General features: G+C 73.4%; 12 protein-coding genes. 10 read left to right on the plus strand and 2 right to left on the minus strand.

Going from position 1 to position 14,266, the window contains the following annotated elements:
• The first annotated feature begins 4 nt into the window (after positions 1-4).
• From kdpC to HUN59_RS01435, 10 genes are all read left to right on the plus strand, one after another.
• Positions 5-607, plus strand: coding sequence for a potassium-transporting ATPase subunit KdpC (gene kdpC / locus HUN59_RS01390; RefSeq protein WP_174777296.1), 603 nt, complete (start codon positions 5-7; stop codon positions 605-607).
• Positions 608-668: 61 nt separating this feature from the next.
• Positions 669-3,161 (plus strand): ATP-binding protein, encoded by a 2,493-nt coding sequence (locus HUN59_RS01395; RefSeq protein WP_058740723.1) that lies wholly within the window; start codon positions 669-671, stop codon positions 3,159-3,161.
• On the plus strand, positions 3,158-3,874 hold the full coding sequence (locus HUN59_RS01400) for a response regulator (RefSeq protein WP_058740724.1): 717 nt from the start codon (positions 3,158-3,160) through the stop codon (positions 3,872-3,874). Before HUN59_RS01395 ends, HUN59_RS01400 begins: the two co-directional genes overlap by 4 nt.
• Positions 3,855-4,244, plus strand: coding sequence for a GNAT family N-acetyltransferase (locus HUN59_RS01405; RefSeq protein WP_254629960.1), 390 nt, complete (start codon positions 3,855-3,857; stop codon positions 4,242-4,244). Before HUN59_RS01400 ends, HUN59_RS01405 begins: the two co-directional genes overlap by 20 nt.
• Before the next feature lie 102 nt (positions 4,245-4,346).
• Positions 4,347-6,482, plus strand: coding sequence for a glycosyltransferase family 39 protein (locus HUN59_RS01410; protein ID WP_174777297.1), 2,136 nt, complete (start codon positions 4,347-4,349; stop codon positions 6,480-6,482).
• Positions 6,483-6,642: 160 nt separating this feature from the next.
• The gene (locus HUN59_RS01415) at positions 6,643-7,809 is read left to right on the plus strand and encodes a GNAT family N-acetyltransferase (RefSeq protein ID WP_174777298.1); all 1,167 of its coding nucleotides are present in this window, start codon (positions 6,643-6,645) and stop codon (positions 7,807-7,809) included.
• 2 nt (positions 7,810-7,811) lie between these two features.
• Positions 7,812-8,549, plus strand: a complete 738-nt coding sequence (locus HUN59_RS01420; RefSeq protein ID WP_174777299.1) for an alpha/beta hydrolase — start codon at positions 7,812-7,814, stop codon at positions 8,547-8,549.
• A gap of 320 nt (positions 8,550-8,869) precedes the next feature.
• Positions 8,870-9,619 carry an HAD family hydrolase gene (locus HUN59_RS01425; protein WP_174777300.1) on the plus strand — a complete coding sequence of 250 codons (750 nt, stop codon included), beginning with the start codon at positions 8,870-8,872 and terminating at the stop codon, positions 9,617-9,619.
• 63 nt (positions 9,620-9,682) lie between these two features.
• Positions 9,683-12,193 carry a glycoside hydrolase family 65 protein gene (locus HUN59_RS01430; protein WP_174777301.1) on the plus strand — a complete coding sequence of 837 codons (2,511 nt, stop codon included), beginning with the start codon at positions 9,683-9,685 and terminating at the stop codon, positions 12,191-12,193.
• Positions 12,194-12,404: 211 nt separating this feature from the next.
• Positions 12,405-13,172, plus strand: a complete 768-nt coding sequence (locus HUN59_RS01435; protein ID WP_058740730.1) for an SDR family NAD(P)-dependent oxidoreductase — start codon at positions 12,405-12,407, stop codon at positions 13,170-13,172.
• Positions 13,173-13,182: 10 nt separating this feature from the next.
• On the opposite strand, the gene HUN59_RS01440 is transcribed toward HUN59_RS01435, so the two are convergent.
• Together HUN59_RS01440 and HUN59_RS01445 are read right to left on the minus strand one after the other, a co-directional pair.
• The gene (locus tag HUN59_RS01440) at positions 13,183-13,578 is read right to left on the minus strand and encodes a VOC family protein (RefSeq protein ID WP_174777302.1); all 396 of its coding nucleotides are present in this window, start codon (positions 13,576-13,578) and stop codon (positions 13,183-13,185) included.
• A complete protein-coding gene (locus HUN59_RS01445) occupies positions 13,575-14,090 on the minus strand; it encodes a DUF1697 domain-containing protein (RefSeq protein ID WP_174777303.1) in 516 nt (171 codons plus the stop codon). Before HUN59_RS01445 ends, HUN59_RS01440 begins: the two co-directional genes overlap by 4 nt.
• Positions 14,091-14,266: the final 176 nt, after the last annotated feature.

Consider the following 14,266-nt stretch of genomic DNA (forward strand, 5'->3'; position numbering starts at 1 on the left):
TCCAATGGCATCCGTACGGTCCACCTTCCGCTCCACGGGTGTGGCGATCCGCCTCACCCTCCTGTCCACCGTCGTCCTCGGCCTCGCCTACCCGCTCGCGGTGTGGGGCGTCGGCCAGGCCGCCTTCCACGACCAGGCCAACGGCTCGATGGTCACCGACTCGTCGGGCAAGGTCGTCGGCTCGTCCCTCATCGGGCAGTCGTTCGACGGCAAGGACGCCGACCGGTGGTTCCAGTCGCGTCCGAGCGCCGCGGGCGAGAAGGGCTACGACGCGAACGCCTCGTCCGGCTCGAACCTCGGCCCGTCGAACCCCGACCTGACGAAGGCCGTCGAGGAGCGCCGCGCCGCGCTGGCGAAGGCCGACGGGGTGTCCGCCGCGGACGTCCCCGCCGACGCGGTCACGGCGTCCGGCTCGGGCCTCGACCCCGACATCAGCCCGGAGTACGCGCTCCAGCAGGTGTCCCGGGTGGCCTCGGCCCGCGGGCTGTCCGCCGACGCGGTCCGGAAGCTCGTCGACGAGCACACCGAGTCCCGGCAGCTCGGGTTCCTCGGTGAGCCGGTCGTCAACGTGCTCGAGCTGAACCTGGCGCTCGCCGCGACGCGCTGACCGTTCCCGATGGCACCGTGCGGTCCACGGAGCACGCACCGAACAGCGAGAGGATGACCCCGTGAAGCGAGGCAAACTGCGGGTCCTGCTCGGCGCGGCCCCCGGCGTCGGCAAGACGTTCACGATGCTCGAGGAGGGGCACCGCATGCAGGCCGAGGGCCGCGACGTGGTGGTCGCCGTCGTCGAGACCCACGAGCGTGCCGCCACCGCCGCCCTGGTCGACGGGCTCGAGGTCGTCCCGCGCCGGATCGTCGAGCACCGCGGGGTGTCCCTCGACGACATGGACCTCGACGCCGTCGTCGCCAGGGCCCCCGACGTCGCCCTGGTCGACGAGCTCGCGCACACGAACGCCCCCGGCAGCCAGAACGAGAAGCGGTGGCAGGACGTCGAGGCGCTCCTCGCCGCGGGCATCAGCGTCATCTCGACCGTGAACATCCAGCACATGCAGTCCCTCGGCGACGTCGTCCGCGAGATCACCGGCACGGTGCAGCGCGAGACCGTCCCGGACGCCGTGGTCCGCGCCGCCGACCAGATCGAGGTCGTGGACCTCGCCCCGGCGTCCCTGCGCGAGCGGCTGTCGGACGGGCTGGTCTACCCGGCGGCCCGCATCGACGCGGCCCTGTCGAACTACTTCCGGCTCGGCAACCTCACCGCCCTGCGCGAGATCGCCCTGCTCTGGCTCGCCGACGAGGTCGACGACGCGCTCAAGGCCTACCGCGCCGAGCACGGCATCGACCACCGCTGGGAGACCCGCGAGCGCGTGCTCGTCGCCCTGACCGGTGGCCCCGAGGGCGAGACCCTGCTGCGCCGCGGTGCCCGCATCGCGGCCCGCAGCGCCGGTGGCGAGCTCGCGGCCGTGCACGTCACGACGAACGACGGGCTCCGCGTCCGGCACCCGGGCGCCCTCGGCAAGCAGCGCACCCTGCTCGAACAGCTCGGGGGGACGTACCACCAGGTCGTCGGCGACGACGTGCCGACCACCCTGGTCCGCTTCGCGAAGTCGATCGACGCGACCCAGATCGTCATCGGCGTCAGTCGGCGCACACGGCTGGCCGCCGCGATCACCGGCCCCGGCATCGGCAACACGGTCATCCAGGAGTCCGGCGACATCGACGTGCACGTCGTCACGCACGAACGTGCCGGCGGCGGGTTCGCGCTGCCGAAGCTCGGCGGCAGCCTGTCCCGCGCCCGGATCGTCGCCGCCTTCGCGGTGTCCCTCGTGCTCGGGCCGCTCCTGACCTGGCTCCTTTCGTTCGGCAACGACCCGGACGCCATCACGGTCGACGTGCTGTCGTACCAGCTGCTCGTGCTCGTCGTCGCGCTCACCGGCGGGATGTGGCCCGCGGTCTTCACGGCGGTGTTGTCCGGGCTGAGCCTCGACTTCTTCTTCGTGCAACCCCTCTACATGGTCACCGTCCAGCAGCCGTGGCACCTCGTGGCCCTCGTGATGTACGTGATCAGCGCCGTGCTCGTCAGCTTCGTGGTCGACCGGTCCGCGCGCCGGAGCCGTGCGGCCCGTCGGGCGGCGGCCGAGTCGGGGCTCCTCGTCGGGATCGCCGGCAGCGTCCTCCGCGGCGACGACGCCCTGCAGGCGCTCCTCGACCGGACGCGCGAGGCGTTCGGGTTCACCGGCGTGCGGATCCGGCAGGGCGACGAGGTCCCGGCCACGTCGGGCACGTTCGCGGGCGCGCCGGACGCGACCACGAGCCTCCCGTCCGGTGCCGTCCTGGAGTTCTCCGGCGCCCCCGACGACCCGACCCAGCGCCGCCTGCTGCGGGTCGTCGAGCAGCAGCTCGACGCCGCCGTCGAGCACCGGGAGCTGACCCGCACCGCGGTCGACGCGGAGCGCATCGCGGCCGCGGACCGGGTGCGGAGCGCCATCCTCGCGGCGGTCGGCCACGACGTGCGACGGCCGATCGCGGCCGCGTCGGCGGCCGTGCAGACGCTGCACGCCGCCGACATCGAGCTGTCGCCGGCCGACCGGGAGGCCTTGCTCACCACTGCCGACGAGAGCCTGCGCCAGCTGGCGGGTCTGCTGGCCGACCTGCTCGACGTGAGCCGCGTGCAGGCCGGGGTGCTCGCCGTCACGCCGCTGCCGACCGCCCTCGAGACGGTCGTCGCACCCGCCCTCGACGAACTCGAACTCGGACCGGACGACGTCGACCTCGACCTGCCGGGCGACCTGCCGCCCGTCCTCGCCGACCCCGTGCTGCTGCAGCGCGTCGTCGTGAACCTGCTCGCGAACGCGAGCCGCTACGCGCCGGACGGCACCCGTGTCCGCGTCGCCGCGAGCGCCTTCGGCGGCGGGGTCGAACTCCGCGTCGCCGACCACGGACCCGGCATCCCCGAGGACCGACGCGACGACGTCTTCCAGCCGTTCCAGCGGCTCGGTGACACCGACAACGACACCGGCCTCGGGCTGGGACTCGCGCTCGCGCGCGGGTTCACCGAGGGCATGGGCGGCACGATCGAGGTCGACGACACCCCCGGCGGCGGCCTGACCGTCGTCGTGCGGCTGCCGATCGCCGGACACCTGGGAGTGGATGTCAAGTGAGCACGAAGGTCCTCATCGCGGACGACGACGCGCAGCTCGTCCGTGCGCTCTCGGTGACGCTCGCCGCCCGCGGGTACGAGGTCGCGACCGCCCGCGACGGCCGTGCCGCGATCGACGCCGTGATCACCGAGCGCCCGGACATCGTGATGCTCGACCTCGGCATGCCGCGGCTCGACGGCATCGGTGTGCTCGAGGGCATCCGCGCCTGGTCCCAGGTGCCCGTGCTCGTGCTCTCCGGGCGGACGGACTCGTCCGACAAGGTCGACGCACTCGACGCCGGGGCGGACGACTACGTGACGAAGCCCTTCCAGATGGACGAGCTGCTCGCCCGCCTCCGGGCCCTCGGCCGCCGGCAGGCCACCGCCGCGGCGACCGCCGGTGCGACCCCGACCGTGGTGATCGGGGAGCTCGTGGTGGACCTCGTCGCGAAGCAGGTCACCCCGCCGTCCGGCCCAGCGATCCGGCTGACGCCGACCGAGTGGCGGCTCCTCGAGGTGCTCGTGACGAACCCCGGGCGGCTCATGACCCGCGAGATGCTCCTGACCGAGGTGTGGGGTCCGACGCACGGGAACGACTCCGGGTACCTGCGGCTGTACATGGCGCAGCTGCGGCGGAAGCTCGAGCCCGAGCCGTCGCACCCGCGGTACCTGGTGACGGAGTCGGGGATGGGGTACCGGTTCGCGCCGAACGGGGGTGGGGGCCTTCCGTCCTGAGCTGCGCCCGACGCGCGTCGACGCGGCCGACGTCCCGGAGCTCCACGCCTTCCTGACCGCGTGCGACCTGACGGTCGCCGGACTCGCCGAACCCTCGGTCCGCCTGTGGGTGGTCCGGGACGCGGCCGGCTCCGTCGTCGCCTCCACCGGGTACGAGACGGGGTCGGACGGGAGGCACGTCCTCCTGCGCAGCGTCGCCGTCGGTCCGGCGCTCCGCGGCTCCGGCACGGGGACGGCGCTGGCAGGGTTCGCTCCCGCCGACCGCGAGGAGCTCGCCACCGTGCTCGCCGGGACGACCCAGGTCGAGCTGTTCCGTGCGAGCGGACAGCTCGGGCGCGAGGTGGCGTGGAGTCGGCCGCTCGGGCGGTGAAGCGGTCCCCGCCCTGCGTCGACAGCACCCGCCCGGCGGTCCCTTAGGCGCGTCCAAGGCAGCAGCGGGCGTCCGCGAACCTCCGCGCCGCACGCTCGGGACATGACCGAGACGATCCCCGCCGAGCGACCCCGCCTGCTGCCACCACGCACCCGCCCCCACGGTGTCCGGGAGCGCCTGGTCGGTCTCGTCCGGGGCCGGGCCGACGCCGCCCGGTGGGAGCGTCCGGCGTTCCTCGGCCTGCTGCTCGCGACGGGCGTGCTCTACGTCGTGAACCTCAGCGTGAACGGCTGGGCGAACGCGTTCTACACGGCGGCCGTCCAGGCGGGCAGCCAGAGCTGGGAGGCGTTCTTCTACGGGTCCTCCGACGCCGCGAACGCGATCACGGTCGACAAGCCACCGGCGTTCCTGTGGGTGATCGGCATCTCGGTGCGGCTGTTCGGGCTGAACTCGTGGGCGGTCCTCGTGCCGCAGGCGCTGATGGGGGTCGCGTCGGTCGCGGTCCTGTACCGGATCGTCCGGCGGCGGTTCTCGGCCGGGGCCGCGCTCCTCGCCGGGGCGGTGCTCGCCACGACGCCGGTGGCGACGCTGATGTTCCGCTACGACAACCCCGACGCGCTGCTCGTGCTGCTGACCGTCGGCGCGATCGCCCTGACTCTGCGCGGTGTCGAATCGGGCCGGATGCGCTGGGTGGTCTGGGCCGGGGTGCTCGTCGGGCTCGGGTTCCTGACGAAGCAGCTGCAGGCGTTCCTCGTGCTCCCGCCGCTCGTCGGCGTGTACCTCGTCGCGTCGCCCCGGCCGGTCCTCCGGCGGATCGGGCACCTGCTCGCCGCGGCGCTCGCCGTCGTGGTGTCCGCCGGGTGGTGGGTCGCGATCGTCGAGCTCGTGCCGGCGTCGGCCCGGCCGTACGTCGGCGGCTCGCAGACGAACAGCTTCCTCGAGCTGACCTTCGGCTACAACGGCCTCGGTCGGGTCACGGGCGACGAGACCGGCAGCGTCGTCCCCGGCGGCACCACCGGTGCGGGGTCGTGGGGATCGACCGGGCTGACTCGGCTGTTCGGTTCGGAGTTCGGCACGCAGGTCACGTGGCTCCTGCCGACCGCGCTCGCCCTGTTCGTGGTCGCCCTCGTCGCGGTCGGGGTCCGGCGGCGGACCGACCCGCGGCTCGCGACCGTGCTCGTGCTGGGCGGGTCCCTGCTCGTCACGGGCCTGGTGTTCAGCTTCATGGGCGGGATCTTCCACCCCTACTACACGGTGGCCCTCGCGCCGTACATCGCCGGACTGGTCGGCGTCGGCGCCGGACTGCTCTGGCAGCGCCGGGGCGAGCTCGCCTGGCGCATGGTCGCCGCGGCCGTCGTGGCGCTCTCCGGGGCGTGGTCGTTCGCCCTGCTGTCCCAGGCGTCGTCGTGGCAGCCCTGGATCCGGTGGGTGGTCGTGGCCGCGACCCTCGCCGGGGCGGTGCTCGTCCTGCTGCCGCCGCGGGGTCGTGGTCTCGCCGGTGCCACGGTCGCCACCGTGCTCGTCGCGGCGTTGCTCGGTCCGACGGCGTTCTCGGTGCAGACCACCACGGTCGGGCACACCGGGGCGCTGCCGACGGCCGGACCGAGCGTCTCGTCCGGCGGCTTCGGCGGCGGTCGCGGCGGTGCCCCCGGTGGGCAGGGCGGCCCCGGCGGCCAGGGCGGGCCCGGTGGGCAGACCGGGACCGGCGGCCAGGGCGGCCCCGGAAGCCAGAACGGGACCGGGACGGCTGGGCAGGGAGGCCCCGGCGGGGCGACGGGCGCGACGGTACCCGGCGGCCAGGCCGACGGCGGCTCGCAGACGCAGACGCAGGGCCAGGCACCCACCCGCGGCACCGGCGGCGGCATGAACCTGCTCGGCGGGTCCACCGAGGTGTCGGACGCCGTGGTGTCCGCCCTGAGCGCCGACGCCGACGACTACACCTGGGCGGCCGCCACGGTCGGGTCGAACAGCGCCGCCAGCTACCAACTCGCGACGGGCGACCCGGTGATGGCGATCGGCGGCTACAACGGCACCGACCCCGCGCCGACCCTGAAGGAGTTCCAGCGGCTCGTCGCGGCGGGGAAGATCCACTGGTTCGTCGGCGGCAGCTCGGGCGCCGGGGGCTCGAACAGCAGCGGGAGCGAGGCCGCCGAGCAGATCGCCGAGTGGGTCGCCGCGCACTACGAGGCCGAGACGGTCGACGGCGTCACGATGTACGACCTGACGCCGACCTCCTGACCCCGACTGGCCGCCCGGGTCCCGCGCGGCCACATCGGTGGAGCAGAAGACGTCGGGTGGCCCCGGGCACACCCGACGTCTTCTGCTCCACCACGGCCCGGGGGCGTCCAGGAAGGTGCTGCCGGCGGCGGCCCGGCGGTGGCGGCGGTACCGTCGAGCCGTGACGATCGCGCTCCGCCGGGTGACGGCCGACGACTGGGCCACGTGGCGCCCCGTCCGGCTCGCCGCCCTCACCGACGCCCCGGAGGCCTTCGGCTCCCGGCTCGCCGACTGGCTGGACGCCCCCGAGGCCCGCTGGCGCGGCCGACTGTCGCTGCCGGGCGCGGTCGACCTGCTCGCGGTCGAGCACGACCGGTCACCCGAGCAGGCGCCCGAGCGCACGCCCGACTCCGACCCCGCGCCCGGCCGCTCCGTCGGCATGGCGACCGGCGTCCCGTCCGCGGACGACCCCGCGGTCGCCGAACTCATCTCGATGTGGGTCGCTCCAGAGGCCCGCGGCCAGGGCGTCGCCCGCACGCTCATCAACGCCGTCGCCCGAGCGATGGCCGAGCACGGTGCCGCTCGCCTCGAGCTCTCCGTGATGCCCGACAACCACCGTGCCCGACGGACCTACGAGCGCGCCGGCTTCACCCTGACCGACACCCCGGGCGACGAACTCCCGGACGGCCGGCACGAGCTCGTGATGGTCCGCGGGCTCGCAGCCGAGCGCACCCTGCTCGCCTACGAACGCGGATCCGACCGCTACGCCGAGCGCACCGACGACCACCGCGCGGGCCTCGTCGACGACCTGCTGGCCCTGGTCCCCGCCGGGTCGCACGTGCTCGAGCTCGGGTCCGGCCCGGGTCGGGACGCGGACGCCCTCGAGGCCGCGGGTCTCCGCGTCGACCGCACCGACGGCGCCGCCGCCTTCGTCGACCGTCTCCGGGCGGCCGGACACGACGCGCGCCTGCTCGACGTCCGGGACGACGACGGCCCTCGCGACGCGGGCGGGGTCCTGACGCCCTGGGGCGGCCCGTACGACGCCGTGTTCGCCAACGCCGTCCTGCTACACGTGGACCGGGACGACACCCGCCCAGTGCTCGACCGCGCCCGCCGCGCGGTCCGCCCCGGCGGCGTCCTCGCCGCCACGGTCAAGCGCGGCGACCGCGACGGGTGGAGCGACCGCAAGCTCGACGATCCCCGCTGGTTCACCTACTGGACCGAGGACGCCCTCGCCGCCGTGGTCACCGCCGCCGGCTGGCGCGGGGTCACCGTCCGCGAGAGCACCCGTCCCGGCGCCGACGAGCGCTGGTTGACCGTCACGGCCCACCGGCCGGAGGAGGACTGACCGTGCACCGTGCCCGCAGGTGGACCGCCTGGACCCTGGCCGTCGTCGTGCTGCTCGCGGTGGTGTTCCTCGTGTACGCCAACACCGTCATGCAGGGCACCCGGAGCGCTGCGCTGCAGGTGTGGCGCGACGACCGCGTGGCGGTCCGTGACGTCGGCGACGCCGTGCTGATGACCCCGACCGGCACCGCGGACGGGACCGGCATCGTGTTCATCCCCGGCGCGAAGGTCGATCCGTACGCGTACATGGCGACGTTCCGGCAGGTCGTCGCCGCGGGGACGACGGTCGTCATCACGAAGCCGACGCTGAACCTGGCGTTCTTCGACACCCGCCCGCTCGCGACGTTCGAGGCGCACGCCCCGCGCGTCACGACGTGGGCCGTCGGCGGGCACTCCCTCGGCGGGGTCCGCGCGTGCCAGCTCGCGCAGGACGCCGACGGCCTGCTGCTCCTCGGCAGCTACTGCGCGAACGACATCGCCCGCTCGTACATCGACGTCCTCAGCGTCTCCGGGTCGCGGGACGGGCTGTCGACGCCGGACAAGGTCGCCGCTGCGCGCGACCAGCTGCCCACCACCGCGCGGATGGTCGAGGTCCAGGGCGCGAACCACGCCGACTTCGGCGCCTACGGCGACCAGCCCGGCGACCGGCCGGCGACGATCTCGCGGTCTGAGGCGCGCGCCCAGATCAGCGCGGCGATCGAGGACTGGGTGCGCACGCTCCGCGGCCGCACCCTGCGTTGACGCGACCGCTCGAGGCGAGCGGCTGACGGACGGGAGGTACGGGGCGGGGTCGACCCGTGCCTCCCGTCCGTCATCCACGCACCTTGGTGCGCGTTCCTGCCCATCGCACCCGACATGGGAGACCGATCCGCGCGTCGGAGGACGGGAGGAACGACGTTCGACGCGCGGAACGGCACCCGATGCGCGGAACGGCAACCGTCGCGCGGATCGGCACCCGGTGAACGGTTCTCCACACCTGCCCGGCGAGCCTGGGTGTCCGGGCTGGAGCGGTCCTAGACTCGATCCGAGCCGAACCGACCACCGCGAGCAGAGGATCCCCGATGACGATGCCGGACCGGCGCACCCCCGCGCGACTCGCCGACACGCGAGCGCTCCTGTTCGACCTCGACGGCGTCCTCACGCCGACGGCCGACGTGCACATGCGTGCCTGGAGCCGGCTGTTCACCCCGTACCTGGCCGCACACGGCGTCGCGCCGTACACCGAGCAGGACTACTTCGACTCGATCGACGGCAAGCCCCGCTACGACGGGGTCCGCTCGTTGCTCGCCTCGCGCGGGATCGAGCTGCCCGAGGGCACCCCGGACGACGCCCCCGACGCCGACACGGTGTGCGGGCTCGGCAACCGCAAGAACGCCGAGTTCACCGCCGAGCTGACCGAGCACGGCGTCGAGCCGTACCCGGGCTCCCTGCGCTTCCTCACCGCCGCGATCGACGCCGGGGTGCAGGTCGCCGTGGTGTCGAGCTCCGCGAACGCCACCCAGGTGCTCCGCACGGCGGGCATCCTCGACCGCTTCCCGGTCGTCGTCGACGGGCTCGTCGCGCGGCAGGACGGCCTCGCCGGCAAGCCCGCGCCGGACACGTACCTCGACGCCGCGGAGCGCCTCGGACGGACCGCCGCCGAGTGCGTCGTGGTCGAGGACGCCACGAGCGGCGTCGAAGCCGGCCGGAACGGTGCCTTCGGCCTGGTCGTCGGTGTCGACCGCGGCGCCGGCGCGGACGCCCTCCGCGCGCACGGTGCCGACGTCGTCGTCAGCGACCTCGACGAGCTCGTCGACCAGCTCCCCGCCTGACCACGCGACCCCATCGCGGCACCACCCCACCCACCCCGCACTCCCTCCCACGGAGCACACTGCATGAACCCCATCACCTCCGACCCCCTGGACCGCGTCCGCTACCCGGTGGACGAGTGGGCGCTCGTCGAGACCGAGTACGCCCCCGACGAGCAGGGCGTCGCGGAGACGAACTTCGCCGTCGGCAACGGGTACCTGGGCCTCCGCGGCAACCTCGACGAGGGCCGCGGCGGCGTCCAGTACGGCACGTACGTCAACGGCTTCCACGAGACGTGGCCGATCCGGCACGCCGAGGACGCGTTCGGCTTCGCCAAGACCGGACAGACCATCATCAACGCACCGGACGCCAAGGTGATCCGGCTCTACGTCGACGACGAGCCGCTCGTCCTGGCCGAGGCCGACATCCTGCGGCACACCCGGCGCCTCGACTTCCGCGGCGGGTACCTGTACCGCGAGACGGAGTGGTCGACGCCGTCCGGCAAGCGGGTGCTCATCCGCTCCCGCCGGCTGGTGTCCTTCACCGACCGGCACCTGGCGGTCATCGACTACGAGGTGACCGTGCTCGACGCGGACGCCTCGCTCCTGCTGTCGAGCCAGGTCCTGAACCGCCAGGACGTCCAGGACGAGTACCACGCGGGCATGCGCGCCGCGGCGAACGCCTTCGACCCGCGCAAGGCCGAGGCGTTCACCGAGCGCGTGCTCGAGCCGAAGCTCAAGCGCAGCACCGCCGGCCGATCCCTGCTGGGCTACCAGGCCGCGAGCTCGGGCATGACCATCTGCGTCGGGGTCGAGCACCACCTGGAGACCGACAACCACTGGGACGAGAGCTCCTCGATCGAGGACGACCTCGCCAAGCACGTCTACCGGGTGCAGGCACGCCGGGGCGTCCCGACGCGGCTGGTGAAGCACCTCGTCTACCACACGTCCCGCGGCGTGCCGGCGCGTGAACTCGGCGACCGCTGCGACCGGACGCTCGACCGGGCCCGCGCCGAGACGGTCGACCAGACGTTCGACAAGCAGCGCGCCTGGATGGACGACTACTGGACCCGCAGCGACGCCGAGATCCCCGGGCAGCCGGAGATCCAGCAGGCCGTCCGCTGGAACCTGTTCATGCTCGCGCAGGCGACCGCTCGGACCGACGGGCACGGCATCGCGGCGAAGGGCGTCACCGGGTCCGGGTACGGCGGGCACTACTTCTGGGACATGGAGATCTACGTCCTGCCGTTCCTGTCGTACACGGCACCGATCGCCGCCCGGAACGCGCTGCGCTTCCGCTACAACATGCTCGACGCCGCCCGCTCCCGGGCCCGCGAGCTGAACCAGCGCGGGGCCCTGTTCCCGTGGCGGACGATCAACGGCGAAGAGTCCAGCGCGTACTACGCCGCGGGTACCGCGCAGTACCACATCGACGCGGACATCGCCCACGCGCTCATGCAGTACGTGCGCGCCTCGGGGGACCGCGACTTCCTCAAGCGCGGAGCGATCGACATCCTGGTCGAGACCGCCCGGCTGTGGGCGGACCTGGGCTTCTGGCGCTCGAACGGCGACAAGAAGTTCCACATCGACGGCGTCACCGGGCCGGACGAGTACACGACGGTCGTCGACGACAACCTCTACACGAACGTCATGGCCCGGGCGAACCTGTGGTTCGCCGTCAACGCCTGCCACGAGCTCGCCGTCGACGACCCGGAGGAGTACGGCCGCATGGTCCGGCGTACCGGACTCGACCCGGCCGAGGTCGTCGAGTGGGAGCACGCCGCCGAGTCGATGGAGATCCCGTTCGACCCGCACCGCGGCATCCACCCCCAGGACGCCCAGTTCCTCGACAAGGAGCTCTGGGACCTCGAGAACACGCCCGACTCCAAGCGCCCCCTGCTGCTGCACTACCACCCGCTGGTGATCTACCGGTTCCAGGTGCTCAAGCAGGCGGACGTCGTGCTCGCGCTGTTCCTGCAGGGTCACGAGTTCACCGCGGCCGAGAAGCGCCGGGACTTCGACTACTACGACGCCCTGACGACCGGCGACTCGACCCTGTCCGCGGTCGTCCAGTCGATCATGGCGGCCGAGGTCGGCTACCACGACCTGGCGGCGCAGTACTTCCAGACGGCGCTGTACGTCGACCTCGCCGACCTGCACGGCAACACCGCGGACGGTGTGCACATCGCCTCGACGGGTGGCATCTGGGGTGCGCTCGTCAACGGCTTCGGCGGCATGCGCGACCACGGCGGACGGATGTCGTTCAACCCGCGCCTGCCGAAGGACTGGGACCGCCTGACCTACCGCCTGACGGTGCACGGCTCTCGGATCCGCGTCGACCTCGAGGAAGAGCAGATGACCTTCACGGTCGAGACCGGCGACGGCTTCACCGCGTGGGTGCACAACCAGCAGTGGGAGGTCCCGGCCGGCGAGCCGACCGTCGTCCCGCTGCCGCACCACGGGCCGCGGATGAGCGGGCACGCGCCGACGACCAGCGACATCCAGGGCACGTTGCGCGCGGACGGCTCGGTCATCACCGCGTCGATCCCGACCATCTCGCTCGACCGCGCGTTCGAGATCGACGAGACCACCGCCTGACGGCGGCCGGCACGACGGCGGCCGGCACGACGGCGGCCGGCACGACGGCGGACGGACCGGAGGCGCGGTGCGGGTCCGTCCCGCACCGCGCCTCGTCCGTCGGGTCCGGCTGGCAACGCCCCCAGCCGTGCCCGGGCACCGTGGTCCCCCGTGCCCGCCCGGGCCGACGGCGTCTCCTGCGGCACTGACCGTGCAACGAGAGGAGACACACATGGACGAGCGGTTCGCGGGCAAGGTCGCGATCGTCACCGGAGCGGGATCGGGGATCGGGGAGGCCACCGCGCGCGCCTTCGTCGACGAGGGCGCCGCCGTGCTCCTGGTGGACAGCGTCGAGGAGAAGGTCCGGGCCGTCGCCGACTCGCTGCCGACGGGCCGCGCGGTCGCCGTGCGCGCCGACGTGGCCGACCCGGCAGCGTGGGAGACGATCGTGTCCGCAGCGGTCGACCGCTGGGACCGGGTCGACGTCCTCGTGAACAACGCGGGGACCTTCACCTCGGGCGACATCACCGACATCGAGCCGGACGAGTGGCGCCGGGTCATCGACACGGACCTGTCGAGCGTGTTCTACGGCACCCGTGCGGCGCTGCCGTTCCTCCGCGAGACGAAGGGGTCCGTCGTCAACACCTCGTCGGTGTCCGGGACGGACGCGGACTGGCGGATGAGCCCGTACAACGCCGCGAAGGGCGGCGTGACGAACTTCACGAAGGCCGCGGCGCTCGACAACGGGCAGTTCGGCGTGCGGGTGAACGCCGTCGCGCCCGGGCTCGTCTGGACGGACATGACCCAGCAGCAGGCGGAGGACGAGGAACTCCAGCACGCGTTCGCCGAGCGGGTGTCGCTCGGCCGCGGTGGGCGGCCCGAGGAGGTCGCCGCCGTGATCCTGTTCCTGGCGAGCGACGCCGCGAGCTACGTCACGGGCGCTGTGCTGCCCGTCGACGGTGGCACGACCGCGAGCAACGGGCAGCCCGCGCAGTCCTGAGCGCGGCGAATCAGTCCTCGACGTCGGCGACGACCTCGACCTTCACGCGCTCCGCGTCCTCGAGGAACGCCGCGTGGTGGTCGGGTCCACCGGCGTGCGGGTGCCGGTCCTCGTAGAGCCGTCGCCACCCGTGCCCCGGCGCCCCGGTCCAGATCCGTGCGACGTCGGCGGCGCTCCCGCCGTGCAGCGCGAGGTGGCTGAGGCCCGGCCGGCGTCGATCGTGTCCGCCGGGGAGCGGGGCGCGCTCCAGGACGAGGTACGTGTGGTCCAGTCGCCAGCTCCGGCCGTCCGGCCACTCCTGGAACGGCGCCGACCCGAGCGCGTCGAGCAGCCAGCCCCACGAGCGGACGGCGGCGTCGAGGTCCGCGACGCGGAACTCGACGTGGTGGAGACCGCGGCGGGTCACAGGAGCTTCCGGAGGGTGTTCGTGTTGCGGGTCGTCGTCGTGCGCTTGAAGCGTGCGGCGGCGGCCCGTCTCGCGAACGCGGTGTCGGTGCTGGAGCCCTTCGGGCACGACCAGTACACGACGCCGTCGCCCCGCGCGACCCGCTCCACCGACTCGTCGACGGTCAGGTCCTCGAGCAGGGCGTCGAGCGCCGGGGCCGCTGAACCGAACACGACGTAGTCGTGCCGGTCGGGACCGGACGGGAACGGGAAGCCGTCGACGATCGCGGCGAGCCGTCCGTGCGGGACGAGCACGATCCAGGCGTCGTAGCCGAACCGGTCGCGCAAGGCCTGCTCGACGGCGCCCGTGACCGAGGCGGCGTCCCCGTCCGCGGTGAACACGACGTTGCCCGACGCGAGCACCGTGCGCACGTCCTCGTACCCGAGCTCGCGGAACAGCGCCGCGAGCTCCGCGCTCCGGATCGTGATCCCGTTGACGTTCACCCCGCGCAGCAGCGCGACCCACCTGGCCATGTCGGCACCGTAGCGCGCTCGCCCGACGCGGGGCGATCCTCCAGTCCGATCCACAAGAAGTGTTGCGCAACGATTCTTGTGGATCTATCGTCGAGTCATGGACGTCCAGCGACTCGACGACGCAGCCCACATGCGGGCGCTCGCCCACCCGACCCGGCTGCGCATCGTCGGGCTGC

It is taken from the genome of Curtobacterium sp. Csp2 (assembly GCF_013347165.1).